Annotated in this window: 25 protein-coding genes and 1 pseudogene; 15 read left to right on the forward strand and 11 right to left on the reverse strand. The window is 55.9% G+C overall.

The window, feature by feature from the left end:
* Nucleotides 1–2 precede the first annotated feature (2 nt).
* The gene (locus ACR0DK_RS12290; RefSeq protein ID WP_480736352.1) at nucleotides 3–1,259 is read right to left on the reverse strand and encodes a vWA domain-containing protein; all 1,257 of its coding nucleotides are present in this window, start codon (nucleotides 1,257–1,259) and stop codon (nucleotides 3–5) included.
* Nucleotides 1,260–1,293: 34 nt separating this feature from the next.
* The gene (locus tag ACR0DK_RS12295) at nucleotides 1,294–2,202 is read right to left on the reverse strand and encodes an AAA family ATPase (protein ID WP_170421335.1); all 909 of its coding nucleotides are present in this window, start codon (nucleotides 2,200–2,202) and stop codon (nucleotides 1,294–1,296) included.
* A 146-nt stretch (nucleotides 2,203–2,348) separates the two neighbouring features.
* On the opposite strand from ACR0DK_RS12295, the gene pyrC reads away from it, so the two are divergent.
* A complete protein-coding gene (gene pyrC, locus ACR0DK_RS12300) occupies nucleotides 2,349–3,386 on the forward strand; it encodes a dihydroorotase (protein ID WP_480736354.1) in 1,038 nt (345 codons plus the stop codon).
* Here the strand turns inward: pyrC and ACR0DK_RS12305 are convergent.
* Nucleotides 3,383–4,678, reverse strand: coding sequence for an MmgE/PrpD family protein (locus ACR0DK_RS12305; RefSeq protein ID WP_170421331.1), 1,296 nt, complete (start codon nucleotides 4,676–4,678; stop codon nucleotides 3,383–3,385). The genes pyrC and ACR0DK_RS12305 overlap by 4 nt on opposite strands.
* A 38-nt stretch (nucleotides 4,679–4,716) precedes the next feature.
* The gene (locus ACR0DK_RS12310; RefSeq protein WP_170801000.1) at nucleotides 4,717–5,160 is read right to left on the reverse strand and encodes a type II toxin-antitoxin system RatA family toxin; all 444 of its coding nucleotides are present in this window, start codon (nucleotides 5,158–5,160) and stop codon (nucleotides 4,717–4,719) included.
* Nucleotides 5,161–5,232: 72 nt separating this feature from the next.
* Here ACR0DK_RS12310 and hpt point away from each other — a divergent pair, with 72 nt between their 5' ends.
* Nucleotides 5,233–5,781: a hypoxanthine phosphoribosyltransferase gene (gene hpt / locus ACR0DK_RS12315; RefSeq protein WP_010439696.1), complete on the forward strand. Its 549-nt coding sequence runs from the start codon at nucleotides 5,233–5,235 to the stop codon at nucleotides 5,779–5,781.
* The gene (locus ACR0DK_RS12320) at nucleotides 5,781–5,954 is read left to right on the forward strand and encodes a hypothetical protein (RefSeq protein WP_170421327.1); all 174 of its coding nucleotides are present in this window, start codon (nucleotides 5,781–5,783) and stop codon (nucleotides 5,952–5,954) included. Before hpt ends, ACR0DK_RS12320 begins: the two co-directional genes overlap by 1 nt.
* On the opposite strand, the gene ACR0DK_RS12325 is transcribed toward ACR0DK_RS12320, so the two are convergent.
* Entirely contained in the window at nucleotides 5,944–7,089 is a 1,146-nt protein-coding gene (locus ACR0DK_RS12325) for an amidohydrolase (protein WP_480736356.1), read from the reverse strand. The genes ACR0DK_RS12320 and ACR0DK_RS12325 overlap by 11 nt on opposite strands.
* Complete coding sequence (gene lipA, locus ACR0DK_RS12330) at nucleotides 7,086–8,036, reverse strand: lipoyl synthase (protein ID WP_170405410.1); 951 nt, start codon at nucleotides 8,034–8,036, stop codon at nucleotides 7,086–7,088. The genes ACR0DK_RS12325 and lipA overlap by 4 nt, the downstream gene beginning before the upstream one ends.
* A gap of 262 nt (nucleotides 8,037–8,298) precedes the next feature.
* Here lipA and ACR0DK_RS12335 point away from each other — a divergent pair, with 262 nt between their 5' ends.
* Nucleotides 8,299–8,847, forward strand: coding sequence for a peroxiredoxin (locus ACR0DK_RS12335; RefSeq protein ID WP_170393246.1), 549 nt, complete (start codon nucleotides 8,299–8,301; stop codon nucleotides 8,845–8,847).
* Between the two features lie 12 nt (nucleotides 8,848–8,859).
* Here ACR0DK_RS12335 and ACR0DK_RS12340 read toward each other — a convergent pair whose 3' ends face one another.
* Together ACR0DK_RS12340 and ACR0DK_RS12345 are read right to left on the reverse strand one after the other, a co-directional pair.
* Nucleotides 8,860–9,822: a hydrogen peroxide-inducible genes activator gene (locus tag ACR0DK_RS12340; protein ID WP_480736359.1), complete on the reverse strand. Its 963-nt coding sequence runs from the start codon at nucleotides 9,820–9,822 to the stop codon at nucleotides 8,860–8,862.
* Between the two features lie 60 nt (nucleotides 9,823–9,882).
* The gene (locus ACR0DK_RS12345; protein WP_480736361.1) at nucleotides 9,883–10,980 is read right to left on the reverse strand and encodes a DUF6456 domain-containing protein; all 1,098 of its coding nucleotides are present in this window, start codon (nucleotides 10,978–10,980) and stop codon (nucleotides 9,883–9,885) included.
* Between the two features lie 241 nt (nucleotides 10,981–11,221).
* Between ACR0DK_RS12345 and ACR0DK_RS12350 the strand changes: the two genes are divergently transcribed.
* Nucleotides 11,222–11,521, forward strand: coding sequence for a DUF6477 family protein (locus tag ACR0DK_RS12350; RefSeq protein WP_170610387.1), 300 nt, complete (start codon nucleotides 11,222–11,224; stop codon nucleotides 11,519–11,521).
* Here ACR0DK_RS12350 and ACR0DK_RS12355 read toward each other — a convergent pair whose 3' ends face one another.
* Nucleotides 11,522–13,066, reverse strand: a complete 1,545-nt coding sequence (locus tag ACR0DK_RS12355) for a trimethylamine methyltransferase family protein (RefSeq protein ID WP_170393250.1) — start codon at nucleotides 13,064–13,066, stop codon at nucleotides 11,522–11,524.
* Nucleotides 13,067–13,200: 134 nt separating this feature from the next.
* Nucleotides 13,201–13,641 (reverse strand): GNAT family N-acetyltransferase, encoded by a 441-nt coding sequence (locus tag ACR0DK_RS12360; RefSeq protein ID WP_170625983.1) that lies wholly within the window; start codon nucleotides 13,639–13,641, stop codon nucleotides 13,201–13,203.
* 70 nt (nucleotides 13,642–13,711) lie between these two features.
* Here ACR0DK_RS12360 and guaA point away from each other — a divergent pair, with 70 nt between their 5' ends.
* The 10 genes and pseudogenes from guaA (at nucleotide 13,712) to ACR0DK_RS12410 (ending at nucleotide 23,791) form a co-directional block, all read left to right on the forward strand.
* Nucleotides 13,712–15,271 carry a glutamine-hydrolyzing GMP synthase gene (gene guaA, locus ACR0DK_RS12365; protein WP_480590580.1) on the forward strand — a complete coding sequence of 520 codons (1,560 nt, stop codon included), beginning with the start codon at nucleotides 13,712–13,714 and terminating at the stop codon, nucleotides 15,269–15,271.
* 57 nt (nucleotides 15,272–15,328) lie between these two features.
* Nucleotides 15,329–15,921 (forward strand): annotated as a pseudogene (locus ACR0DK_RS12370) (acyltransferase).
* A gap of 187 nt (nucleotides 15,922–16,108) precedes the next feature.
* Nucleotides 16,109–16,996 (forward strand): DMT family transporter, encoded by an 888-nt coding sequence (locus tag ACR0DK_RS12375; RefSeq protein ID WP_480736363.1) that lies wholly within the window; start codon nucleotides 16,109–16,111, stop codon nucleotides 16,994–16,996.
* A gap of 137 nt (nucleotides 16,997–17,133) precedes the next feature.
* Nucleotides 17,134–18,360, forward strand: a complete 1,227-nt coding sequence (locus ACR0DK_RS12380; protein WP_170393255.1) for an OmpP1/FadL family transporter — start codon at nucleotides 17,134–17,136, stop codon at nucleotides 18,358–18,360.
* A gap of 82 nt (nucleotides 18,361–18,442) precedes the next feature.
* The gene (locus ACR0DK_RS12385) at nucleotides 18,443–19,354 is read left to right on the forward strand and encodes a DMT family transporter (RefSeq protein WP_480736366.1); all 912 of its coding nucleotides are present in this window, start codon (nucleotides 18,443–18,445) and stop codon (nucleotides 19,352–19,354) included.
* A 49-nt stretch (nucleotides 19,355–19,403) separates the two neighbouring features.
* The gene (locus tag ACR0DK_RS12390; RefSeq protein WP_170562988.1) at nucleotides 19,404–20,276 is read left to right on the forward strand and encodes an ATPase; all 873 of its coding nucleotides are present in this window, start codon (nucleotides 19,404–19,406) and stop codon (nucleotides 20,274–20,276) included.
* A gap of 38 nt (nucleotides 20,277–20,314) precedes the next feature.
* Entirely contained in the window at nucleotides 20,315–21,232 is a 918-nt protein-coding gene (gene metA / locus ACR0DK_RS12395) for a homoserine O-acetyltransferase MetA (RefSeq protein WP_480736368.1), read from the forward strand.
* Nucleotides 21,222–22,175 carry an alpha/beta fold hydrolase gene (locus ACR0DK_RS12400; RefSeq protein ID WP_480736370.1) on the forward strand — a complete coding sequence of 318 codons (954 nt, stop codon included), beginning with the start codon at nucleotides 21,222–21,224 and terminating at the stop codon, nucleotides 22,173–22,175. The genes metA and ACR0DK_RS12400 overlap by 11 nt, the downstream gene beginning before the upstream one ends.
* Nucleotides 22,176–22,223: 48 nt before the next feature.
* Nucleotides 22,224–23,093, forward strand: coding sequence for a polyphosphate kinase 2 (gene ppk2 / locus ACR0DK_RS12405; RefSeq protein ID WP_170393259.1), 870 nt, complete (start codon nucleotides 22,224–22,226; stop codon nucleotides 23,091–23,093).
* A gap of 83 nt (nucleotides 23,094–23,176) precedes the next feature.
* On the forward strand, nucleotides 23,177–23,791 hold the full coding sequence (locus ACR0DK_RS12410) for a TetR/AcrR family transcriptional regulator (protein WP_170393260.1): 615 nt from the start codon (nucleotides 23,177–23,179) through the stop codon (nucleotides 23,789–23,791).
* Between the two features lie 11 nt (nucleotides 23,792–23,802).
* Here ACR0DK_RS12410 and ACR0DK_RS12415 read toward each other — a convergent pair whose 3' ends face one another.
* Complete coding sequence (locus ACR0DK_RS12415) at nucleotides 23,803–25,020, reverse strand: tetratricopeptide repeat protein (protein WP_480736373.1); 1,218 nt, start codon at nucleotides 25,018–25,020, stop codon at nucleotides 23,803–23,805.
* Between the last annotated feature and the right edge of the window lie 161 nt (nucleotides 25,021–25,181).

Below are 25,181 nucleotides of genomic sequence, written 5' to 3' on the forward strand. Positions count from 1 at the left end.
AGCTAGTCGGAAAGCGCGGACATCAGCCGCGCTTTCTGCCCCTGATCATCTGGCTGTGAAATCACGGCGGCCAGATCTTCCAGCGACGCAATCGAATGCCCGGCGCGGAAGCTGTCGACATGTGGAAGCATTGTCGCCACACCCTGAGCTTTCGGTGCGAACCCGTCCCAGCGCAGCAATGGGTTCAGCCAAATCAGACGCCGCGACGACAGGTGCAGACGCTCGATTTCCTTTTCCAGCATCTCGGGATCGCCCCGCTCTAACCCGTCGGTGATCAACAACACGACCGCCCCCTGCCCCATGACGCGCCGCGACCAGTCGCGATTGAACTGATGCAGGCATTCTCCGATCCGGGTTCCGCCTTCCCAGTCCCGTGCCTCGGCCCCAGCAGCGGCCAGCGCTGCATCGACATCACGTTGATGCAGATGGCGGGTGATGTTGGTCAGGCGTGTGCCAAACGTGAATGCGTGCACTTTGGCCCAACCTGCGCCTTTGGCATTCGAAACCGCGTGTAGAAAGTGCAGAATGATCCGACTGTATTGGCTCATCGACCCGGATATATCGCACAACGCCACCAAATTCGGCCACCGAGGTTTGGGTTGCAAGTGCGCGATATCGCGTAGTTCGCCACCCTGCCGCATCGCTGACCTAAGTGTCCGAGCGCGATCAATGCGGTGACCGAGGTGACTGGCCTGACCTCGGCGAGACTCGATGGGTTTGACCGGTAAGTTCAGGCGCGACAGCATGCGTTTGGCCTGGGCGATCTCGGATGTACTCATCTGTTCGAAATCGAGGTTGCGCAAGCGTTCTTCAGATGACGCGGTTTGGGTTGCGTCGATCTCGATCTCGCTTTCCTCTTGTTGCTCGGTTGATTCTGGCAAGTCGCGTTCGACGCCATCCAATAACGCCTCAGCCGCGCGCTTTTCAGCCGCATCCGCTTTGCGCTCCTCCTGAACACCGCGAATGGCGGGCAGCATCATGGACATCATATGTTCTAGATACCGCGGATCGCGCCAATAGAGGCGGAAGACTTGCGCAAAAACCGTTCGATGTTCCGGCCGGTTCACGAAACAGGCATGCAGCGTCCAGTAGAAATCTCTTTTCTCGGTGAACCCCGCAGCCTGCACCGCGCGGATCGCGTCAATCACGCGCCCAGTTCCTATCGGCAGTCCGGCCTTGCGCAAAGCGCGCGCAAAATGGGTGATGTTCTGGGCCAGTTTGGGGTTGTCCGGTATATCGAGTGGGAGTTGTTCGGCCATCAAACCCCCAAAGTATTTTCGAGCATATGAAGCATCAGGCTGGTTCGAGATCGGCTTTCGCCTGATCCAGAATGCGTTTGGCCTCGGACCCCTGCAACTTTTGGATGTCGTCCTGGTATTTCAGGATGGCACCCAACGTATCACCGATTACTTCGGGACTGAGGTTGATAACGTCCAGCGCCAGCAGACACTTAGCCCAATCGATGGTCTCGGCCACCCCCGGTTTCTTGAACAAATCTTCAGTGCGCAAGCGCTGAACAAAGGCGACCACCTCACGGCTCAGCGCTTCTGCCGCTTCGGGAGCCCGTGCGTGCAGGATTTCGATCTCGCGCGCAAAGTCAGGGTAATCAACCCAATGATATAGGCAGCGGCGTTTCAGTGCGTCGTGTACTTCGCGCGTGCGGTTCGAGGTAACGATCACAATGGGCGGTTCTGGAGCTTTGACAGTACCAAGCTCGGGGATCGTGACCTGAAAGTCACTGAGTGCCTCCAGCAAGAAAGCCTCAAAGGGTTCGTCTGTCCGGTCCAATTCGTCAATTAGCAATACAGGTGCCCCATTGGCATCCGGACGCATGGCCTGCAGCAAGGGGCGTTCGATCAGATAATCATCCGAGAACAGCTCGGTCTGCAACGCGCCTCGGTCCGCCCCACCCGACGCTTCTGCGGTTCGGATCGCCACCATCTGGGCGGGGAAATTCCACTCATACACAGCGGAAGAGGCATCAAGGCCTTCGTAACACTGCAACCGGATCAAGCGGCGGCCTAGTCCTGCGGCCAGCGCCTTGGCAATTTCGGTTTTGCCGACGCCCGCCTCACCTTCCAGAAACAGAGGCCGACCAAGTTTCAGCGAAAGAAACACAACCGTCGCCAAAGCCCGGCCACAGACATAACCCTCAGAGCCCAGAAGCTCTTGCACGGCATCGATGGAGTTTGGCTGTGTCATGAGTTCCCCTTTTTCCTGCGCCCCAACAGGTCATGACCACAACCAGAGGTCAAGACCACCATCCGTCAGTGACTTACGGCGATCTGTCTCATCGGCAAGGGCAAGAGGGTCTTTCACCACCCAAGCGGCTGTGTTAGCCGGGGGCCATGACCCAATCCCTGACGATCCGCCGCCCCGATGACTGGCATTTGCATCTGCGCGATGGCGCGATGCTGCAAGCCGTCTTGCCTGAAACCGCGCGCCATTTTGCCCGTGCCATCATCATGCCGAATCTGGTTCCGCCCGTTGTCAAAGGTGACGACGCAGCAGCTTATCGGGACCGCATCCTTGCTGCTCTGCCTGAGGACATGACGTTTGAGCCGCTGATGACGCTCTACCTGACAGAAGACACAGACCCGGCGGATGTGGCCGCCGCACATGCAAGCGGTTTGGTCAAGGCGGTAAAGCTTTACCCGGCTGGGGCAACAACCAACTCGTCTTCTGGCGTTCGCGATTTCGACAAGGTACGCCCGGTGCTGGAGAAGATGGCCGAGATCGGTCTGCCGCTATGTGTGCACGGCGAAGTCACGGGTGCCGAGATCGATATCTTCGATCGCGAGGCGGTGTTCATCGACCGCGTTCTTGATCCGATTCGCAAAGCAACACCCGGACTGCGCGTGGTGATGGAGCACATCACGACGTCAAACGGCGTGGATTACGTCAAGGCGAACGAGAAAGATCTGGGTGCGACGATTACAACGCATCATCTGATCATCAACCGCAACCACATTCTGGTGGGCGGCATCAAGCCGCATTACTACTGCTTGCCGGTCGCCAAGCGCGAAGAGCATCGGCTGGCGCTGCTGACCGCCGCGACATCAGGCGATACGCGTTTCTTCTTGGGCACAGACAGCGCGCCGCACACCGATGCAAATAAGGAAATGGCCTGTGGCTGCGCTGGCTGTTTCACTGCAACCAATACGATGTCACTGCTGGCCGAAATGTTCGAACGAGCGGATGCGTTGGACAAGCTAGAGGCGTTCACGTCACTCAGCGGCCCGGCCTTCTATCGCCTGCCAGTAAACGAAGAGACCATCACGCTGACCAAAGGCGATGAGGTCGTCTATCCGGCCAAAATCGAAAGCGGCGACGGCCCCGTGACCGTATTCGATCCGGGCTTTCCACTGCATTGGCGCGTCGCTTAATCAGTTAGCCTTTCAGCCAAATCCGCTGCGCGCCCACCGGTGCGTAGCATTGACCAGATGGCGTCTGCCTCATCCCCTCCGATCAGCTTCGCCGCTTTCTCCCTGACGCGATCTTCGCGATCCGATAGAGACATCGGAGCCAGCAGATCATGGCTGGCCTCGCGGCGCGCGCCGTCCCGGCGTAACAGGGACAGATGGGCTTGTGTCTCGGATAGACTCTCATCCGCCTCGACCGTGATCCGATCCCTTAAGGATTGCAGTCTTGGATCAGCACAAATCTTGTCGGAATAGCTCCCTGGCAGAGCTGTATCGTAGCCCATTGCCTGCATAGCAATCACGGTACGATAGGAAAACTTCGCTCCTAACCCACTGGTCGGCTGCAGTTGATTGCACACACTCATCCAGCGGGGGTGGGTTTTGATCTTGATCTCGGCCACCTCGGGCTCGGCGATGTCGAGATCGCGCGCAGCCTCAAGCGCCGCGTGCAGGCCATGGCAGCAAGCGTGGAATTTGTGGCTGATGCTTTCGAACAGCCACTCGTCCCCCAAACCATCAAGCGCAGCAGCTAAATCGTCAGCCCCCAAATGTGTCGCCCCAAACCCAAACGGGCCTTCCAATGCGTCAGCACCGGGTTGAAAACCGTTGCGGATCAACTGGGCGGCCTCAACCCCGTTCGAGGCCGCAAGTCCAGCGTTATAGGGTTTACCCATAGTCCCGAACTGTGATTTCTGCCCTGAGGCCCGGGTCGCGGTTAGCCCCAGCAGGTCACGCATCTGCTTTACGTCAAATGCCATAATCCGACCCGCAGCCACCGCAGCCCCAAACGCACCAGCCGTGGCTGTTTGGTGAAAACCAGCCTGATAATGACCACGACCAAGCCACAAACCGATGCGGATCGATAACTCCATTCCCACTAGCGCTGCCTCAAGCAGATCGACCAGAGGTCGGTCTTCCCACGCAGTAAGAGCAAGGGCTGCAGGAAAAACAGCAACCGATGGATGACCGATATGAGCGAAATGCGTGTCGTCATAATCAAGCGCATGAGAAATGGTACCATTCACCAGCGCAGCTGCGCGTAGCGGCGCATCACCGCCTCCGAACAAACGCGCCTGTGCGGCACCGCTCTCGGAAAGAACCATCTGACGTATGATGCGGGAAACCGGCTCATCTGCGCCTGCCCGCCCCACAGCAAGCCAGTCCAACGCGGATAGAGATGTCACGATACGAGCCTGCGCCGTGGTCGACACAGAACCAGCAGCAAACTCGGCAAGGGCAGTTGTCAAATCGGTCATGTGGCGCAGTCTAGCGCGCGCCGCTCGGGCGTAAAGCCTCAGCCGTACAGGACGGCAGCACGTTGTTCGAATGCTCGGACGATACGGTGCATGGCTTCGTTGAAAACCACGCCAATGATTCCTTGCAGAACCGCGTTCTTGAATTCGAAATCAACGTGGAACGAGACGTTGCAGCCATCAACTGTATCCTCGAATTCCCAATCCGAGCGCATGTATTTGAACGGACCGTCCAGATACTCGGTATCGATCCGTTTCAGCTCATCAAATAGCGTGACCCGACTGCCAAAGCGTTCTCGGAATACCTTGAATGAAATCACCAGATCCGCCTCCATCACCTTGCCATCTCCGGCTTGATAGGTCCGACGGATGCGGGCCGCAGCGCACCATGGCAGGAACTCGGGGTATTTCGCCACATCCGCGACCAGATCATACATCTGCTGAGCGGTGTAAGGCAGCGGGCGGGTCTCGGAATGGGTTGGCATGATATCCGGGATTAACTGGTGACAATGGCGCGTGATTTCGTATGTTGCGCGCCAAAGATCAAGGGGGCAGCGATGAGCCAGCGCGCATATGTGATAGATGAGATGATCTCGGCCAAGGCAATTGCTGCCCGGATCGAAGAGCTTTGCCGCGAAATAACGGCTGAATTCGGCGGCACCGACAAGCTGGTCGTTGTCGGCCTGCTGCGCGGCAGCTTCGTCTTTATCGCTGATCTGGTGCGTGAGCTGGACCTGCCCATCGAGGTCGATTTTCTTGAGGCATCATCCTACGGAGACTCGATGGAAAGCAGTCGAGAAGTTCGTATTCTCAAGGACTTACGCGGCGCCATTGAAGGGCGCGATGTTTTGGTGGTCGAGGATATCGTGGATACCGGCCATACCCTGAATCACGTCTCCAAGCTGCTCCGTACCCGCAAGCCGCACCGGTTGAAATCCATCGCCCTTCTGGACAAACCCAGCCGGCGCGAGGTTGATTTCCGTTCGGACTGGATCGGGTTTGAAATCCCTGATGAGTTTGTCGTGGGTTATGGCATCGACTATGCGCAGCGCAATCGCAACCTGCCGTTTATCGGCAAGGTTCGATTTGTCGAAGATCAGGACTGATGAGTCTGCGCCACTTTGTTCGCATGTCAAAATGGGGGCGAAACCCGCCCTCGGAACGGCGCGTGAAACTGGTGTTTGGCGCGATCCTTATCTGCCTGATGATTGCCGGAATTGAATATATGGGTTGGTGGCCCGAATGGGCAGAAAGCCAGCCCAGAAAACTCAGGCCTTGAGCGTTTGTTCGATAGCAGCCAGAAAAATATCTGTCCCGATCGGGATCAAAGCATCCGGGAAATCATAGTCGGGGTTGTGTAGCTGCGGATGATCCCGCCCCGCGCCTAGCCAGAACATGGCGTTTTTTGCGCCTTTTCCGAACTGCCCAAAATCTTCCGAAAACCTTTGTGGGGTTGCAACCAGCTTACAAGGAATGTCGCGGCTTTGGCAGGCCTCTGACAGGATCTGCACGGCTTCACCCGAATTTGTGCAAGCCTCAAACACATCGTCATAGGTGATTTCAACACCTAATCCTTGTGCCTGAGCACGTGTAGTCACCAGCTGTTCTGCGTCGCGGATCAGGCTTGCCATCCGGCTGTCCGAGACCGTGCGCAGGGTCACCCACAGTTCGGCCTGACCGGGTGCGATACCAAAAGTGGCCTCACCCAGCCTAGCATGGGTTACCGTTGTCAGCGCATATTCTGCATCCAGCGCCCCACCCTGCCCCAGAATGGCCAAAGCAGGCATAAGCTCTGCCAACGCACCGGCTGGCGACACTCCATCCTGAGGAGCCGCCGCGTGAGAGGTTTTGCCCGTCAAAACAATTCGCATCCCACGCGAGGCGCAATTCGCCGGACCCGAGCAAAGCTCAACCCCGCCCAATTCCAAACCCGGCAAATTGTGCAAAGAAAACACATAGTCCGGAGCGATATCCGCAAACTTGGGATCAGCACGATAGGCAATCGCACCTTGACCGGTTTCTTCGGCGGGTTGAAAAATCAGAACCACCCGCCCCTTGGTCGGACGCTTGTCCCCCAATACAAAGGCAACACCAAGCACCATCGCCATGTGGCCATCATGCCCGCAAAGATGCCCCTTTCCGGGATGTTGCGACGTGTATCGTGCACTTGAGATTTCCTGAATCGGCAAACCGTCCAATTCACATCGGATTCCGATGGTTGGTCCGGGCTGTCCGCTATCATAAACCGCCGCGACACCGTGGCCACCGATACCTGTCAGAACCGCATCGGGATCACACGCCTGAAGCAAGTTCGAGATACTCGTCGCGGTTCCACGTTCCTCGCCCGATATCTCAGGCACTTGATGCAGTTCATGGCGCTTTTCGGTAAGCCAGGATTGAAGTTCGGGTTTCACCTCTGGTTCAACTTCTTTTGTCGAGCTTCGCGCAAACGGGCGAAATCATCGCCCGCATGGTAAGACGACCGGGTCAAAGGAGTTGCCGAGACCATAAGGAAACCTTTGCCGAATGCAGCTTTTTCATAGGCCGCAAACTCTTCGGGTGTAACAAAGCGGTCAATGCCATGATGCTTGGGTGTTGGCTGCAGATACTGGCCGATAGTCAGAAAATCGATATCCGCCGCGCGCATGTCATCCATGACCTGACGAACTTGCTGCTCGTCCTCGCCCAGTCCGACCATTATGCCGGATTTGGTGAAAATGGACGGGTCCATCTCTTTGACCCGCTGCAGCAAGCGCAATGAGTGGAAATATCGCGCACCGGGACGCACCTGAGGATAAAGGCCCGGCACCGTTTCAAGATTGTGATTGAACACATCTGGCTTGGCCTCGACAACAATCTCAAGCACCGAGGGATCGCATTTCAGGAAATCCGGCGTCAGAATCTCGATCGTAGTCTTGGGCGAGCGGTGTCGCACCGCACGGATGGTCTGTGCAAAGTGATCGGCGCCTCCATCGAGCAGGTCATCCCGGTCCACGGATGTGATGACCACATGGTTCAAGCCCAGCTTCTGCACCGCATGCGCCACGCGACCCGGTTCAAATGCATCCAGAGTATCCGGCTTACCGGTCGCGATGTTGCAGAATGTACAACCGCGCGTGCAAATCTCGCCCATGATCATCATGGTCGCGTGACCCTGGCTCCAGCACTCACCTACATTCGGGCATCCGGCTTCTTCGCAGACGGTGACCAGATTATTGTCACGCATGATCTTGTGCGTCTCGGCATAGCCCTTGCCACCCGGCGCTTTGACACGAATCCAATTCGGTTTGCGCGGAGCCGCATTGTCAGGTCGATGTGCCTTTTCGGGGTGTCTTTGCTCGGGTATTTTCAGATCACGCACGGCTGGCTTTCCTGACTTTGGGTCGGTTTTCTTTGTTCATAACATAGACCGACTCATTTGGTTACACCAGCGGCGCATAGCCGCTATGCGGCACGTCTACGCGCGTGCAGCGAAAGTGACCATACACATCATTTTACGCATTACTTATAATGCTTTAACGCCATCAAAGATATTATGCTGTTGCAGCATATATATCATTGAAGCCGAGTTAGAATCATTTTAACTCTCGCGGCAAACATATGTGAATCACAGGAGTTTGATGATGAAAACCGGTGCAAAACTGCCTGACGTAACCTTCCACACCCGTGTCCGCGATGAGGCCGTCGAAGGCCCCAACCCGTTCCGTTGGGAAGACAAGACAACTGCGGATTATTTTGCAGGCAAGCGTGTTATCCTGTTCTCGCTGCCCGGCGCATTCACCCCGACATGCTCGACCTATCAATTGCCTGGTTTCGAAAAAGGCCACGGCGATTTTGCGGCCAAGGGCATCGATGCAATCTACTGCATGTCCGTCAACGACAGCTTTGTCATGAACAAATGGGCCGCCGATCAGGGTCTGGAAAACGTCAAGGTCATTCCTGATGGGTCCGGTGAGTTCACGCGTAAAATGGGTATGCTGGTCGACAAGGACAATCTGGGCTTTGGCATGCGCTCGTGGCGTTACGCAGCCATCGTCAACGATGGCGTTGTGGAGGCATGGTTCGAAGAGCCCGGCCTGATGGATAACTGCCCCGAAGACCCTTACGGCGTGTCGTCCCCAGAAAACCTAATGAAGCATCTGGACGAAGCCCGCGAACCGGCGCTGGCATAATCCTGTCATGCCCTACTTTGAAAGGCCCGTCATTTCGGCGGGCCTTTTTCGTTTGGTTCGAGTTTTAGCTACCACGTCTTCACCGACCTGCCGGATTACTTGCGCCAATCGATCGAACCACTCCTCCGCTCCGGTCGAGCTGCGACGCACCAGGCCAATGGTCCTCGCCGGTTGCGGCGCACCAAATCGCAACAATCGCAGACCAGGGACTGCATCCGTCTCGGCCTGCGCCGCAAGTTCAGGCATCAACGTCAGGCCAAACCCTTCGGCGACCAAACGCGACAACGTGGCAAGTGAGGACGCACCCATATTAATTTGGCCGCTGGTACGATCCTGACCGCAAACTTCTAGCGCCTGATCTGTCAGGCAGTGCCCGTCTTCCAACAGCATCAATTGCGCTGTCTTCAAGTCCACAGGCCGCAACTCTTCCGGGCTGATGGTCAATCGATTCAAGCGAGTCTGACTTCCTGCCAGCAAGAACCGATCTTCGAACAGTGGCTCTTCGTGGAAAGTTCCATTTCCCAGGGGCAGCGCCAGTACGGCGGCATCTATTTCGCCCAAGCCCAACATGGATAGCAGCCGCTCGGTCCGGGCCTCGCGAATCTGAACCCGCAACGAGACATCCGCAGCCCGCAACCCGGCCAGTACCCCCGGTAGCAAATATGGCGCAACCGTAGGAATAATCCCGATCGACAGGGACCTATGGCCACCCGAATGGTCGCGTGCAAACCGGTCCAACCGTTCGGCCGCGTTCAGGACATGTTGGGCATAGTACAAAACGTCTCGACCAAGTGGTGTCAACAGGATGTCGCGGGCCTGCCGTTCGAACAACGGCCCACCGATCGAGTCTTCCAGTGACTTGATTTGAACTGAAAGCGCAGGCTGCGACACATGGCAGACCTGCGCGGCACGGCCAAAGTTACGCTGTTCGGCGACGGCCTGGAAATATTGCAGCTGGCGGAAGGTGAAATTCATAACCCCTGACTATCATTTGGGGTTATTTCCGCAAGGCCGGTATATGGCTGCATGAATCGTTCAGCCGATCATCCGATCCCGCTCGGTCTGGTCCTCGTAGTGGCGCTTCAGCCTTTGCAACGCGATCCGCAGCACGATCTTGCCTGATCGCGCAGACCAGCCCATCCGCTTTTCAGCCAGCTCAAGCCCTTCTAGATAACAACAACAGCGCAGCGCGACGTCGCTCAAACCCGGCCCAAGGTCAGACAGCGCGCGGGCCACACGATCCCTGGCACCAGAAGGTCCTCGCCCCACCTGGCTGTCCGAGGCAAAGTCACCGCGTCCACCGCCTGTCAGAAAGCGATCCCAATTTTGTGTGACCTGAGGTCCGATCTGCGCCAGTTCGAAATCCTCACGCAAGCGCTCGCCCGCGCTCACCAGAGTTTCATCCAGAAACGGCTTGCCATCCCGGTCGCGGCGGCGCGCCAAAGCGATCAGCGGGCTTTCCACAGTGCTGTAACGAACGCGGGGCTGCGATGGCGCCCTTGCACCCGCAGTTGCGGGTTTGAATGCGGCCTGCGCTTCCGCCATGCCAAATTCATTCTGCGTACGCGCCCGGTTTTCGGCCTCGGCAATCAAATGACTTAGTGCAGCCCTGCCCGAGGTTGAAATCCGGTAGCGCGAAATCCGACCCGGACTATCGCATGAAATCCAATCATTCAGCGCCAGAGCCTGCGCGATCCGGCAATCTACAACTGCTGTTTTGGTAGTTCCTCCTTTGCCGTTGTCCCGAACCACAACAGCCTTGTCCATATCCTCGGCCACGGCAAGCACGGCACCGGATTCACACATGCGCCTCAGTACACGCAGCGACTCGCGCTCGAATTCGTCGTCTTGGGCTTCGGGCCGTCCTGCCTCAGACGTCACGAATGCAAAAGAAGAACCTGTGCGCTCCATTGGCGCAAAGTGTGATTGGGCCAGAGAATGCAGAGCTGCATCCACCAAAGGATCGTCCCTGCGCATCTCAACCCTGCGGATCTGACGCAGAATGGTCGAGGCATGGCACCCTGCGGACCGCGCAATATCCCGAATAGATCGCCCTGACTCCGTATGGTCCAGATATCGTTGCGCCCCTTCGGGAACCCATGCCGGAACAGTGAATGCCACGCTGTTTTCCATATTTCTTCGCCCTCGTCGACAAAACAAACTGACAGTTTTAGCCGTCGGATTCTTAGTTAACCAAATCTAACTAGAGTTGCTTTCGTTACTCGTTCGTTAATCGCAGACGGCACAGAGCAGAATTGATTCAAAAAGATAAACAGTGGTGAAACCATAGTTCGGGGTGATCCCGCACAAGGCAACACCCGCTTAGGTTGTGTCACATTTCAGACAGCGAAATTGAAAAAGAAGGAAAGCTGCCGTGCAGGACCTGATGACCATGATCACCACACTCCGCCGCCCGCGACTATTGGCCCGTGCCGCCAAGATCGGGGCGCAGGACTATAATCGCGACCGCCACCTGCAACGGCTTCTTGGGTATGGATCAACACCGGGCACTGGCGCAGCGTTGATCCGTTTGCTGGAATTGGAGCGTGAGATTAACGCGCAGCGCATCGAAGAAGATGCGGCCTATTCACTTGTTCGCCATCTTGATCTGCTGATTGCATTGAATGGCGAAGCGCAACTGTATCAGGCCAGTCGCGCAACGCAGTATCAGTAATCAGGTGAACGCGTCCGGCATCGATGCTTTCTTTTCGGCAACATATGCGTCGAGCGCCGCCTTTACATCAGGGTCAAGCTGCGGCTGCTGGTAGTTCGCCAACAGATGCTCAACCCGTGCCGAAGCCAGCGTCCGTGTATCGCGGGCGCCTTCTTCTTCCCAGGTCTCAAACGGCTTGTAATCCAAGAGATCGGTTTTCCAGAACGCTTCCTTGAAGTTGGCTTGCGTATGGGCACAACCCAAATAGTGACCTCCGGGACCGACTTCGCGGATGGCGTCCATCGCCTGTGCATTCTCATCATAGGCCACACCTTTGGCCAATCCGTGCAAGACGCCCAACTGATCGGCATCCATGACGAATTTCTCGAAATCCGCCACCAAGCCGCCTTCGAGCCAACCGCAGGAATGCAGCATGAAATTCACACCCGACATAAGGCCCATGTTCAACGAGTTCGCGGTCTCATACGCAGCTTGCGCATCCGGCAATTTTGAACCACAGAACGAACCCGCAGAGCGATATGGCAGACCCAGTCGGCGCGCCAACTGACCCGCACCATAAGTGACGTGCGAAGCCTCTGGGGTGCCAAAGGTCGGCGCTCCTGAATTCATGTCGATCGACGATACGAATGCCCCAAAGATCGCAGGAGCACCCGGACGGATGATCTGGCTATATGCTACACCTGCCATGACCTCGGCCAGAACCTGCGTCAGCGTGCCCGCGACCGAAACCGGTGCCATAGCACCACCCACGATGAACGGCGAAATAATGCAGGCCTGATTGTTTGCGGCATAAACTTCCAGAGAACCCATCATCACGTCGTCAAAGGTCATCGGCGAGTTGATGTTGGTCAACGATGTCATCACGGTGTTGTTCTGCACGAACTCTTTGCCGAACAGGATCTCGCACATCTCGATCGAATCCTGCGCCCGGCTGGGATCAGTGACCGAACCCATGAACGGTTTGTCGGACAGAGTCATATGCGCCATCAGCATGTCCAAATGGCGCTTGTTTACCGGAATATCTGTCGGTTCGCAGACCGTACCGCCCGAATGGTGCAGCCACTTGGACATGTAGGCCAGCTTCACGAACTTGTTGAAATCGTCCATTGTCGCGTAACGACGTCCGCCTTGCGCATCGCGTACGAACGGAGGACCATAGACCGGAGCCAGAACCATATTGCGGCCGCCGATGACTACCGATTTCTCAGGATTGCGGGCGTGCTGGGTAAATTCGCTAGGGGCGGTCTTGATCAGCTCACGTGCCAGGCCGCGCGGCAGGCGGACGCGCTCACCATCCACATCTGCACCCGCGTCTTTCCAGCGCTCAAGCGCTGCCGGATTGTCTACGAAATTGACGCCAATCTCAGCCAATACGGTTTCCGCATTGGTTTCGATAATCTCCAGCGCCTCTTCGTTGAGGACCTCGAAATTGGGGATATTGCGTTCGATATATTTCGCGGTTTCGATCTTGACCGCCGTACGCTCGGCACGACGGGCGGCACCACCGCCACCCCGTGCCCTGCGCCGGGTGTTTGCCTCTGCCATTGAGTAAATCCCGTGATTGGTTGGTTTGGTAGATGTGTTACATGAACGGCAAACTCCGCCACAGGTAGTTTACGGCGCTCTAGAGGTAAAAGCGACATGAACTGTAGGCCACAGCGACATATGTCGGTCAGTCCCTACTTTGCCCATTTCTGCATGACGACAGAATTCCCTGCCTCCTCGACCTCCACCCAACCCAGATGGGTGTACATTTCACGGGTTGCACGCATCAGCCGATGTGTCCGCAAGCGCAGGACTGAAAGCCCGGCCTCAACGGCCTTAGCTTCAGCAACTGCAAGCAGTTGCCGCGCAACACCCTTGCCCTGAGCCTCTGGCGAAACGGCGAGATTGAATATCATCATCGCCTCGGCCTGTTGATCAAAGATGATGACCCCAAGAAGTTTCCCGTCCACTTCTGCAATAACAACCTGATGCTCTGCGATCTCTTCCTCGATACCAGACGCAACATCCGGCAGATCGGCGATGTCTCTCATCGCATCGGCATAAGCGCTTGCGATACAAACTTGTATCGACTTGGCGTCGCTTCGTTCGGCAGTTCTGAGTTTTATGGTGGTCATGTATCAGCCTCCTCGCTGAATTGACGTCATTACGCTTGCACAAGCAAGGCTTGCGACCTAATAGCCAATCATGACCCAAGACAGCCATGACCGCCTTTTGATCATCGACTTCGGCAGCCAGGTGACGCAGCTTATTGCCCGCCGCTTGCGCGAACTGAACGTCTATTGCGAAATCCACCCCTACCAGAACGTCACGATGGATTTCGTGCGAGAGATGGCGCCCAAGGCCGTCATTTTTTCGGGCGGCCCTGACAGTGTTACGCGCGAGGGTTCACCCCGCGCCCCGCAAGAGATTTTTGACTACGGCGTGCCGATCCTGGGCATCTGCTATGGTCAGCAGGTGATGATGCATCAGCTGGGCGGCAAGGTTGAAAGCGGGCATGGCACCGCAGAATTTGGCCGCGCATTTGTTACTCAGAATAATCGGCTTGATATCCTCGATGGCTGGTTCGCCGAAGGTGACGAGCAGGTCTGGATGAGCCACGGCGACCATGTCAGCGAAATCGCTCCGGGTTTTGAGGTGTTCGGTACTTCACCCAACGCGCCGTATGCCATCACGGCCGACGCCTCGCGTCATTTCTATGCGGTGCAATTTCACCCCGAGGTTCATCACACACCCAAGGGTGCAAAGCTCTATGAGAATTTTGTCAAACTGGCAGGGTTCAAGGGCGATTGGACCATGGGGGCTTATCGGGACGAGATGATCCGCAAGATCCGCGAACAGGTCGGGGACAAAAAAGTCATTTGTGGCTTGTCTGGCGGTGTCGACAGTTCGGTTGCGGCGATCCTGATACATGAGGCGATTGGCGATCAGCTGACCTGCGTGTTTGTCGACCATGGGCTGCTACGCAAGAACGAGGCTGCCGAAGTCGTCGGCATGTTCCGCGACAATTACAACATCCAGTTGATCCACGCGGACGAAAGCGAACTGTTCCTGGGTGAGCTTGATGGTCAATCCGATCCTGAAACCAAGCGCAAGATTATCGGCAAGCTGTTCATCGACGTGTTCCAGAAACACGCCGACACAATCGACGGCGCCGAGTTCTTGGCACAGGGCACCCTGTATCCAGATGTGATTGAATCCGTGTCGTTTTCGGGCGGTCCATCTGTGACCATCAAATCGCATCACAATGTGGGTGGCCTGCCTGAAAAGATGGGTTTGAAGCTGGTCGAGCCTCTGCGTGAACTCTTCAAAGACGAGGTCCGCGCGTTGGGCCGAGAGTTGGGCCTGCCCGACAGCTTCATCGGTCGCCACCCCTTCCCCGGCCCCGGCCTTGCCATTCGCTGCCCGGGTGAGATAACTCGCGAAAAGCTTGAGATCCTGCGCGAAGCCGACGCCATCTATATCGACCAGATTCGCAAACATGGTCTGTATGATGAGATTTGGCAGGCCTTTGTCGCCATTCTTCCGGTGCGCACAGTCGGTGTAATGGGGGATGGACGAACATACGATTACGCCTGCGCCCTCCGCGCGGTCACATCCGTCGATGGCATGACAGCGGACTACTATCCGTTCAGCCACGAATTCCTCGGTGAAACCGCCACGCGTATCATCAACGAAGTCAAGGGCATCAACCGGTGCACTTACGACATCACCTCGAAACCTCCCGGAACGATTGAATGGGAGTGATTATTCCCCCTCGACAGTGCTGAAATGCACCGCGTTTGACGGGAGAAGGACAATTCGATGAGCAACTACTCGGTACATGAAACGGCAATCGTCGATGAAGGCGCGCAGATCGGAGATGGCTGCCGAATCTGGCATTGGGTGCACATCTGCGGCGGCGCTAAGCTGGGCCGAAATGTTTCACTTGGGCAGAATGTATTCGTTGGGAACAAGGTCATAATTGGCGACGATTGCAAAAAATTCAGAACAACGTTTTGAACTATGACAACACCACGCTGGAAGACGGCGTATTCTGTGGGCCGAGCATGGTGTTCACGAATGTGTACAACCCGCGTTCATTGATCGAACGAAAGGCCGAATACCGCAATACTCTGGTAAAGAAAGGGGCCACGCTGGGCGCCAATTGCACGATCGTTTGCGGTGCTACAATCGGGGAATACGCTTTTATCGGCGCAGGTGCCGTTGTTAATGCTGACGTGAAGCCATACGCACTGATGGTGGGCGTCGCTGCCAAACAGATTGGCTGGATGAGCGAGTATGGCGAGCAGTTGGATTTACCTCTCACTGGTCGTGGTGAGGTTACCTGCCCTCATACCGGTGCTCGATACGTGTTGAACGGCGATTCGGTCAGCAAAGCTCTGCCAACCACCTGAGTATCAGTGCCAGCGCGCTGACCGGTAAAGAACCCCCTTTATTTGCGGGTTCGCGTCAGAATACTGGCATCATCTAATCCGCTCACCCAAAGCGATCATAGACGGCCAGACTTACATTTAGCCTTGCTTCATCGGGTAAAACGCAATCTATTCAGCCCGTTGCACCACGGCACATGTAAGAGATCTCATGAACAGCAATAAAATGCAGATCGGTAAGGCGGCGCTGTGGATGACAGGGGCGATAGCCTCATTCACATCGATGGCCATTGCCGGCCGCGAGCTGAGCGTGACGCACGACACCTTTGAGATCATGTTCTATCGCAGCCTAGTTGGTATCTGCGTGGTGGCAATCGTCCTCTCGGCTTCACGCAAATGGCATCAGGTAACCACCGAACGTCTTGGTTTGCATGGTATTCGAAACGTGTTGCATTTCACCGGGCAGAACCTGTGGTTCTATGCAGTAACGGTGATCCCGTTGGCCCAGGTCTTTGCACTCGAATTCACTCAGCCCATCTGGGTGATCCTGCTGTCCCCACTGCTGCTGCACGAGAGGTTGACCGCTTTGCGTCTGACCGCAGCCCTGATCGGATTTGCCGGGATTCTCATTGTGGCCCGTCCAGGGGCCGCCACACTTAGTCCCGGCGTTATTGCTGCGGCCGCATCTGCGATTTTCTTCGCGTTAACAGCAATATCGACCAAGTCCTTAACGCGCATAGCCAGCATCGGATGCATTATGTTCTGGCTTACTTTGATGCAGGCCGGTTTGGGTCTGGTTGCATCAGGTCTGGATGGGCAAATAACACTTCCAACCTTAACGACTGCGCCGCTTCTTTTGCTTGTCGGCTTGGCAGGCCTATTGGCCCACTACTGTATTACCAATGCCCTGGCCATCGCGCCTGCGACCGTGGTCGTGCCGTTTGATTTTGCACGTCTTCCGACCATCGCGATCCTCGGGATGGTCCTTTATCACGAGCCGCTGGATCACTGGACGCTTCTGGGGGCCGTGGTGATCTTTGCCGGGATTTTCCTGAACGTTTGGTCCGAGAACCGTAGCAATTCAGCAACACCCGCATAGAGCTATTTTGCTGAATAACGCTCCGTCACCGGTTGACCCAATTTTAAAGTTTAAGACAGTAAAAAGCGGTAACGAGGCCGAATACGCCCAATGAGGATGCGTATAACAGGCAATTTGGACAGTGTAGGGAGGAATATATGAAACGAGTGTTGTTGCACACATGCGCGTTGTGCATTGGGGCAACCGCGGCGCAGGCCGGCGGCCTAGACCGAAGTGGGCAAGGTGTTAACATCCTGTTCGAAGAGGGATCTGTCGTGCAGTTTCGGCTTGGGTATACAAAGCCGGATGTAAGCGGATCGATGGAGGATCAAATCCCGACCAGCCCGACGTTTGGGGAAACGATTGACTCGGGCAATGTCTCGAACAGCTTTTTCACGCCGCATCTGGCATACAAGACTTCTTTGACCGAAAAGCTCGACTTCGCGCTGGTTTATGACGAGCCGTTTGGCGCGGATATCGACTATTCTTCGGATTATCCCTTGTCGCAGAATGTCTTGGCTCTGGCAGGTCTTCCCGGAGCAACAACTGACGTGCTTCGCGCGAAAGCAGATACCGATGCGATCACGGCTTTGCTTCGCTACAAATTGGATGGTGGCTTCAGTGTTATCGGTGGTCTCCGCGCCCAGCGTCTGAAAGCAAGTGTTTCAGTTCCGATCGCTGGTGCAAGCACAACACCATTCGCGTCCGGGGGATACCGCGTTGAAACCGATGCCGAGATCGATTTCGGTTACGTTGTTGGTGTTGCTTGGGAACGGCCAGATATCGCCGCACGGGTCGCTCTGACCTATAACTCGAAAATCACACATGATCTGTCGCAGACCGAAGCGAACGATGCCATCACTGGAATTGTTCCACCCGGCATACCCGTCGTGGGTCGCGTCAGCGCTGATTCATCGACCGAGGTTGTGACGCCTCAATCGGTCAATCTCGATTTCCAAACAGGTGTCGCGCCAAAAACGCTGTTGTTTGGTTCGATCCGTTGGGTTGACTGGCCGCAAACCGTGTACGCACCGCCGGTCTATACTGGTCTGACTGGTATTAACCTGGTCGACTACGAAGAGGCGACATGGACCTACTCACTGGGTCTCGGCTATCAGTTTAGCGAAGAATTCTCTGGCGCGGTAACGCTGGGTTACGAGAGCTCTCAGGGGAACTCGGTCTCGAACCTAGGCCCGACGGATGGGTTCTGGAGTATCGGTCTGGGCGGCACTTACTCTCTTGAAAAGGCCAAGATTTCCGGTGGTGTACGCTACACGGATATTGGGGATGCCACTGCCAACGGTACTGGCCCCGATAACCGTGCCACGTTCACTGGCAACAGCGCATGGAGCGTTGGTATTCAGGTGACTTACGCGCTGAACTAAAGCAGATGCAAATGTGCATATTAAGCCCCGCCAATTCGGTGGGGCTTTTTCGCATGTTCCGGGTCGATATGCTGATTGAGAGATGCCAGAACAAGCCATGACTTCTCAGAAAACACTCACAGCTCGCACTTGGTCCGAATTGATACTGCTTGGTGTCATTTGGGGAATGTCATTCCTTGCGATCCGAATCGCACTTGATACGATTCCCGTCATAACATCAGTTTTCCACAGGGTTTTTTGGGCAGCGCTGGCGTTGTGGATCGTCATCATCTTTCAACGCCAACCGGTCCCGAGCGATCCGAAGGTCTGGGGTATTTTTCTGATCATGGGGCTGTTGAACAATGTTCTGCCATTCTCGCTTATGGCCTGGGGGCAGCTCTATGTCGAAACTGGGCTGACATCGATTCTGAACGCTGCCACCGCGATCTTCGGCGTCCTTTTAGCGGCCTTGTTTTTTCGCGACGAGAGGCTGACCAAAACCCGCCTCCTTGGCGTAGGGCTTGGGTTTCTGGGCGTTTCAATCACAATTGGCCTCAGACAGTTTAGCAACCTAAACCCAAGCAACCTGGGTCAGGTTGCGATCCTGGCTGGGACGCTTTCTTATGCGTTTGCAGCCATCTGGGCGCGTAGCCACATGAGCGCCCTTCCCCCTAAGATCGCCGCGGCAGGTATGTTGACCGGATCTGCGATCCTGATGACGCCTGTTATGTTGTTGGTCGATGGAGTTCCAACCTTCACCCTGCCCCTGCAAACCTGGCTGGCAATCGCCTATTACGCCCTGCTGGCAACAGCCGGAGCCTATCTGCTGTACTATCGGGTGCTACAACAAGCAGGCAGCGGCAATGTTCTGCTCGTAACGCTCATAATTCCGCCAATCGCAATACTAATGGGTGCTTTGGTACGCGATGAAGCTTTGCCACCACGTGCTTTTATCGGTTTTACGGTACTGGCGATCGGCTTGCTCATCCTCAGCCGATCTCGCCGACGCGATTGACGCCGCCAGCGGCCCGTTTTAGCTAGGGCAAAACAAGGGACGGCGGATTATGATCTACAACTCGGCAACGGACTGGCGTCAGGCTGCGCGAAAGAAGGTGTTGTTCTTCGGTATGTCCGGGTTGGGAAAATCCTATGTCTCAAACACGCTGCGAGATGCCGGGGACTGGTTCCACTATTCAATCGATTACCGCATCGGCACTCGCTATATGGGCGAACATATCGCGGACAATGCCAAGGCTGAGGCGATGAAAGTACCCTTTCTCCGCGAGCTTTTGCTGTCGGACTCGATCTATATCGGATCGAACATCACGTTTCAAAACCTGACCCCGGTGTCGACTTATCTGGGCAAGCCGGGCAATCCCGATCTGGGCGGCCTTGAAATCTCGGAATATCAGCTGCGGCAAGACCAGTTTCGTCAGGCCGAAATCCATGCCCTGTTGGATACCAAGTATTTCATAGACCGGGCCAATCGTCTTTATAGCTATCCACACTTTATCTGCGATACCGGCGGGTCAATCTGCGAATGGGTAGAGCCTGACAATCCAAATGACCACATTCTGACCGAATTGTCGCGCCAGACCCTGATGATCTGGATCAAGGGCGATGAAGCCCACACTGAAGAACTGATCAAACGCTTCGACAAGGCACCAAAGCCTATGTCCTATAAGGCAGAGTTCCTGCAGAGGGTTTGGGACGAATACCTCGCCCTCAACAAGTGTTCCGGCACCAAGGTTGATCCGGATGCATTCATCCGCTGGACCTATGCGCAAGCGCTGGCGCACCGGCAGCCACGCTATGAAGCGATGGCCCGAAATTGGGGCGTTACGATAGCAGCCGATGACATCGCCAAAGTGCGGGATAGTGGCGATTTCGATGAGTTGATCGAACGCACCCTTGAGACCCGCCCCAACCCCGCCTAAGTTCCAGACTTCCTTCGCAGTTTCAACAGCGTGAACAAATGCCGATCAAAATCCCCTCTGACCTGCCCGCCTTTGAAGTCCTGACAAATGAGGGCGTCATGGTCATGGCTGATGATCAGGCCGCACGGCAGGATATTCGCCCCCTTCGGATCGGGCTTTTGAACCTGATGCCAAAGAAGATACAGACCGAAAACCAGTTCGCACGCCTGATCGGAGCGACCCCGCTGCAGATCGAGCTATCGCTGATCCGCATGACGGAACATCAGACCAAGAATACCGCCGCCGAGCATATGGCCGAGTTCTACCATCCTTTTCAGGAGGTGAAGGACCAGAAGTTCGACGGCCTGATCATAACCGGTGCACCAATCGAACATCTGGATTTCGCTGACGTCACCTATTGGGATGAAATCCGCGAAGTGTTCGAGTGGACCCAGACCAATGTGCATTCCACATTTGGCGTATGCTGGGGTGGTATGGCGATGATCAACCATTTCCACGACGTTGAAAAACACATGCTGGATGCGAAGGCCTTTGGCTGCTTCCGGCACCGGAACCTTGCACCCGCATCTCCATTTTTGCGTGGTTTTTCTGATGATTGCGTGATACCCGTTAGCCGCTGGACCGAGATGCGGCAATACGAGATCGATGCGGTTCCCGATCTGATCACCCTGCTTGGCAGTGATGATGTCGGCCCCTGCCTGATCGAAGATCCCGTGCATCGGGCGCTCTATATCTTCAATCACTTTGAGTATGACAGCGATACGCTCAAACAGGAATATGACCGGGACATCGCAAATAACACGCCGATTAATGTGCCTATCAACTACTATCCCGACGATGATCCAAGCCAGAACCCTCAGAACAGGTGGCGCAGTCACGCGCATCTGCTTTATGGTAACTGGATCAATGAAATTTACCAGACAACCCCGTTTGAAATGAGTAAAATTGGCCAGTAAGCTTTTGATATCGCTCAGCGTAGCGCTTGTGGGTCTCGCCCTTGTGACCGCATGGCGCAGCGCGCAGCGTGAAAGCAGCGCCGAGGCTTCGTTTCCGCCAGAAGGCCAGATCGTCGATGTCGATGGCGTTGCTGTGCATGCCGTAGTGATGGGCGTAGGGCCGGATGTGGTGCTTATCCACGGGTCCAGCGGAAACACGCGCGACATGACTTTTGCGCTGGCCCCAATTCTGGCCGAGAGCTATCGCGTCATCGTCTTTGACCGCCCGGGTCTTGGATACTCAGATAGCTTTAACTCCGACGGCGAAACTATTGTCGAACAAGCGGAAATCCTACAACGAGCCGCATCGAAACTAGGCGCAGAAAAACCGATCGTCGCCGGGCAAAGCTATGGCGGTTCGGTTTCGCTTGCCTGGGCTGTCACCCGGCCCGACAACATCGCAGCTTTGGTCCTGATCGCTCCGGCGGCGATCCCGTGGGAAACACCTCTGGACGCGTTCAACACTATTGGTGCGACGACAGCGGGCAACGCCCTTGCTTTGCCTTTGGTCAGCGCATTTGTTCCTGACTGGTTTGTTACGAAGGCGTTGGACCAGGTGTTTGCACCGCAAAAAGCCCCCGAAGGATATGCCGAGCATTTCGGGCCGGGCTTGACCATGCGCCAGTCTTCGATGCACGCAAATGCCAAACAGCGTGCAAATCTGCTGGATGAAATCACCGAGCTTCAACCCCACTATGGCGAGATCTCCGTGCCAACCGAAATTGTCCACGGTACCGCGGATACGACTGTCGGGCTGGGCTGGCATTCCGAGCGCCTGATCGAACAGATTCCCGGCGCTGAGCTGATCGAATTGGACGGCATAGGACACATGCCGCAGGTTGTGGCCGCCCCAGAGGTTGCCGCCGCAATCGACCGCGCAGCCGAGCGCGCGGGTTTGCGTTAAGTCCATCCGTAATTCATAGTAAGATATGGATTTTATGGCGAGGCGTGCATGACCCAATCAGACCCGGACACTATCGAGAACTATTTTCACAACCACGCCCCAAAACCCATACGCTCGGCTATTGAAGAGGCCAAGAAGGGTGAAATTCTGAACCCGACCTACCCCTACTCCAAAAAGCTTAAAGGCAAGGAATACGATCAGCAGATGGAAGGTCTGCAAATTGAGCTGGTCAAGATGCAGCGATGGGTCAAGGAGAATGACCAGCGCATCGCTATCCTGTTCGAGGGCCGTGACGCCGCTGGCAAAGGCGGAACCATCAAACGGTTCCGCGAGAATTTGAACCCGAGGGGCGCGCGGAACGTGGCGCTCAGCAAACCCTCGGACGCAGAACGCAGCCAATGGTATTTCCAACGCTATATCTCTCATCTCCCATCGGCCGGTGAAATCGTGTTTTTTGATCGCAGTTGGTATAATCGGGGCGTTGTCGAAAATGTCTTTGGCTTCTGCACGACGGAAGAGCGTGAACGGTTTTTCAGGCAGGTCCTGCCCTTGGAAACCGGTTTTAGCAATGATGGCATACATATCTTCAAGTTCTGGCTGAATGTCGGGCGCGCCGAGCAGCTTAACCGCTTTCTTGCCCGCGAAACCGACCCTCTGAAGCAGTGGAAACTCAGCCCGATCGACATCGCAGGCCTACACAAATGGGACGAATACAGCCAGTCGATTACCGAAACCCTTACACGAAGCCATTCCGAAAACTGCCCTTGGACGATCATTCGATCAGATGACAAGAAACGCGCCCGGTTGGCAGCCATTCGCACCGTGCTAAGCCAACTGGACTACGAAGGCAAAAACCTGGAAGTGGTGGGCATGCCGGATGAAAAGATCAGTGGTGGTCCGGAAATCTGGGATGCATAAGCTAATTGCAACACTCTGCTCAGCCTACGCTGGATTAGGCCCTGGCCGCTGCATATATACAATAAAACGCGCCTGAGGCCGGGATGACGAAACGCGGATATCACCACGGAAACCTAAAGCAAGCCTTGATGGAGGCTGCCTTGTCCCTGATCGAACAGAAGGGACCGACCGGTTTTACATTGTCAGAGGCCGCAAAGACCGCTGGGGTCACTCCCGCAGCCGTTTATCGCCATTTCGAAGGGCGTGAGGACCTGATCGCCGAGGCTGCCCGTCAGGGGTTTGAGATGTTCGCCGACCTGATGCAATTTGCCTATGACAAAGGGCAACCCTCGGCACTTGCGGCGTTTGAGGCCACGGGCCGCGCCTATCTCGCCTTTGCCCGCAAGCACCCCGGCTACTATATCGCGATGTTCGAAAGCGGGATTTCGATCAATCGTACACCGGAACTGGCGCTGGCCGCGAACCGGGCCAAAAACGTGCTTGAAAAGGCCGCCAGCGATCTGTCGCAGCATATTCCGCCGGAGAAGCGTCCGCCCGCTTCGATGTTCAGCGCCCATATCTGGGCCATGAGCCATGGTGTTGTCGAACTTTTCGCACGCAATACCGGCGCAAGTTCCCCCTTCCCGCCTGAAGACCTTCTGGAGAGCGGAATTGGAATCTATCTGCGCGGTTTGGGTCTGGTCGCACAGGACGAATAAGACCGTGCCAGTCAATCACTTTCGCGGGCGGTCCCGCCGTCGATCAACGGGACTCCCGCCGCCCTCACGCCTGCAATAAGCGCATCAACCGGTTGCGACTCTTTGAATACGCGGCGTTTCAGGTCCTCCAGCGGAAAACCAGGCCAAGTTTTCTGGTAAACATTGGCGAGACGCCGTGCCTCGACTTGTTCGCCATTGTTCCAATGCGCGGCCATCAGATAGGCCGCTGATATCGGCCCAAATGGTCCTCCGCGCTCGATCGTGTCCTCGTAAGTTCGGATCGCCGCTGCATAGTCTTCGGTATGAAAATGCGCAGACCCCAGTACATTGCCAAAGACAAGCCCGCCGCTGCGTTCCGCGAGCTCTTCATACCATTCAGATTGCGCCAGGATCCGCTCGAAATTCAGAGTATAGAGTGAAATAAGCGCATCGAACTCAGCGACATGCGGATCGGTGGGGGCCAGATCAACGGCTCTGCGAGACAGGGCTGATGCCCGATCGTAATTGCCCAGTGCAAATTCCAGCCAGGCCCGCGCCGAAAGCGCCCAAGCCTCATCAGGTGCGATATCCATCGCATGGGCGCTTTTTTCATCGGCAGACTTCAAATACTTTTCTGCATCCGGTTCAAAGAACAGCAAAATGGCCAGCATGGTCTCGACCTGTGCCGCTCCGGCATAGCCGCAGAAAAAGAGTGGATCTCGTTCAATCGCCGTCTCAAAAATCAGCAAAGCCGGTTGCAGGCGCGATAGGTCAACGACGGGGAACATCACATCGCGGCCAGCACTACAAAGGTTTATCGCTTCTACCCGCGCGGGAGATACGTCATAAATCGCGCTTTGCCCTCGGCCCACAGCGCTGCGAGGCTCATTCTTTGAGTAATAGCCTGATACCCAGATGCCTAAGCCAATCAAAGCCAGAAAGAACGCGATGACCAACGCGCTTCGCCGAATGCCCTGTGGGTTCTGGGCTTGCGAACTCCCCAGCGTAAATTCGGGTGCATAGCTACCGACAGGCAGTGAAATCACCACGGGATCAGCTTCGCCATCACCTCCGTAGTAAGCTTTTAGCTTTCGCCTGACACGACCCGCATCAACGCGCACAACCCCTTCCCGCTTGGTCAAGTCGTCGGCGCTGTAACCATAAACATCCATGGCAATGGTCTTGGCGCGGATCTCATCCGTGCGGCCCGCAAGCGCTTCGGTCACGACATAGCTAAGAAAGGCCCGCATTCGGGCAGATCCTTTGAAGCCACCTGAGTTCAATACCCGCTCAAGAGCACTTCGCACCTCCTCATCCGAGAAAGAAGGCGTTGTGTCACGTTGTTTGTTATCCGCCTGGGCAGTCAAGAACTATCCTTTCATGACAATGGCTTGACCCCATGGTGCTACGG

Source organism: Ruegeria sp. CE6 (assembly GCF_056537485.1).

What these genes read in the sequence shown, in the direction of transcription:
- ACR0DK_RS12290 (WP_480736352.1), bottom strand. Translation starts at nt 1,259, where the DNA reads ATGGCCGAACAACTCCCACTCGATATACCGGACAACCCCAAACTGGCC.
- ACR0DK_RS12295 (WP_170421335.1), bottom strand. Translation starts at nt 2,202, where the DNA reads ATGACACAGCCAAACTCCATCGATGCCGTGCAAGAGCTTCTGGGCTCT.
- pyrC (WP_480736354.1), top strand. Translation starts at nt 2,349, where the DNA reads ATGACCCAATCCCTGACGATCCGCCGCCCCGATGACTGGCATTTGCAT.
- ACR0DK_RS12305 (WP_170421331.1), bottom strand. Translation starts at nt 4,678, where the DNA reads ATGACCGATTTGACAACTGCCCTTGCCGAGTTTGCTGCTGGTTCTGTG.
- ACR0DK_RS12310 (WP_170801000.1), bottom strand. Translation starts at nt 5,160, where the DNA reads ATGCCAACCCATTCCGAGACCCGCCCGCTGCCTTACACCGCTCAGCAG.
- hpt (WP_010439696.1), top strand. Translation starts at nt 5,233, where the DNA reads ATGAGCCAGCGCGCATATGTGATAGATGAGATGATCTCGGCCAAGGCA.
- ACR0DK_RS12320 (WP_170421327.1), top strand. Translation starts at nt 5,781, where the DNA reads ATGAGTCTGCGCCACTTTGTTCGCATGTCAAAATGGGGGCGAAACCCG.
- ACR0DK_RS12335 (WP_170393246.1), top strand. Translation starts at nt 8,299, where the DNA reads ATGAAAACCGGTGCAAAACTGCCTGACGTAACCTTCCACACCCGTGTC.
- ACR0DK_RS12340 (WP_480736359.1), bottom strand. Translation starts at nt 9,822, where the DNA reads ATGAATTTCACCTTCCGCCAGCTGCAATATTTCCAGGCCGTCGCCGAA.
- ACR0DK_RS12345 (WP_480736361.1), bottom strand. Translation starts at nt 10,980, where the DNA reads ATGGAAAACAGCGTGGCATTCACTGTTCCGGCATGGGTTCCCGAAGGG.
- ACR0DK_RS12355 (WP_170393250.1), bottom strand. Translation starts at nt 13,066, where the DNA reads ATGGCAGAGGCAAACACCCGGCGCAGGGCACGGGGTGGCGGTGGTGCC.
- ACR0DK_RS12360 (WP_170625983.1), bottom strand. Translation starts at nt 13,641, where the DNA reads ATGACCACCATAAAACTCAGAACTGCCGAACGAAGCGACGCCAAGTCG.
- guaA (WP_480590580.1), top strand. Translation starts at nt 13,712, where the DNA reads ATGACCCAAGACAGCCATGACCGCCTTTTGATCATCGACTTCGGCAGC.
- ACR0DK_RS12375 (WP_480736363.1), top strand. Translation starts at nt 16,109, where the DNA reads ATGAACAGCAATAAAATGCAGATCGGTAAGGCGGCGCTGTGGATGACA.
- ACR0DK_RS12380 (WP_170393255.1), top strand. Translation starts at nt 17,134, where the DNA reads ATGAAACGAGTGTTGTTGCACACATGCGCGTTGTGCATTGGGGCAACC.
- ACR0DK_RS12385 (WP_480736366.1), top strand. Translation starts at nt 18,443, where the DNA reads ATGCCAGAACAAGCCATGACTTCTCAGAAAACACTCACAGCTCGCACT.
- ACR0DK_RS12390 (WP_170562988.1), top strand. Translation starts at nt 19,404, where the DNA reads ATGATCTACAACTCGGCAACGGACTGGCGTCAGGCTGCGCGAAAGAAG.
- metA (WP_480736368.1), top strand. Translation starts at nt 20,315, where the DNA reads ATGCCGATCAAAATCCCCTCTGACCTGCCCGCCTTTGAAGTCCTGACA.
- ppk2 (WP_170393259.1), top strand. Translation starts at nt 22,224, where the DNA reads ATGACCCAATCAGACCCGGACACTATCGAGAACTATTTTCACAACCAC.
- ACR0DK_RS12410 (WP_170393260.1), top strand. Translation starts at nt 23,177, where the DNA reads ATGACGAAACGCGGATATCACCACGGAAACCTAAAGCAAGCCTTGATG.
- ACR0DK_RS12415 (WP_480736373.1), bottom strand. Translation starts at nt 25,020, where the DNA reads ATGCGGGCCTTTCTTAGCTATGTCGTGACCGAAGCGCTTGCGGGCCGC.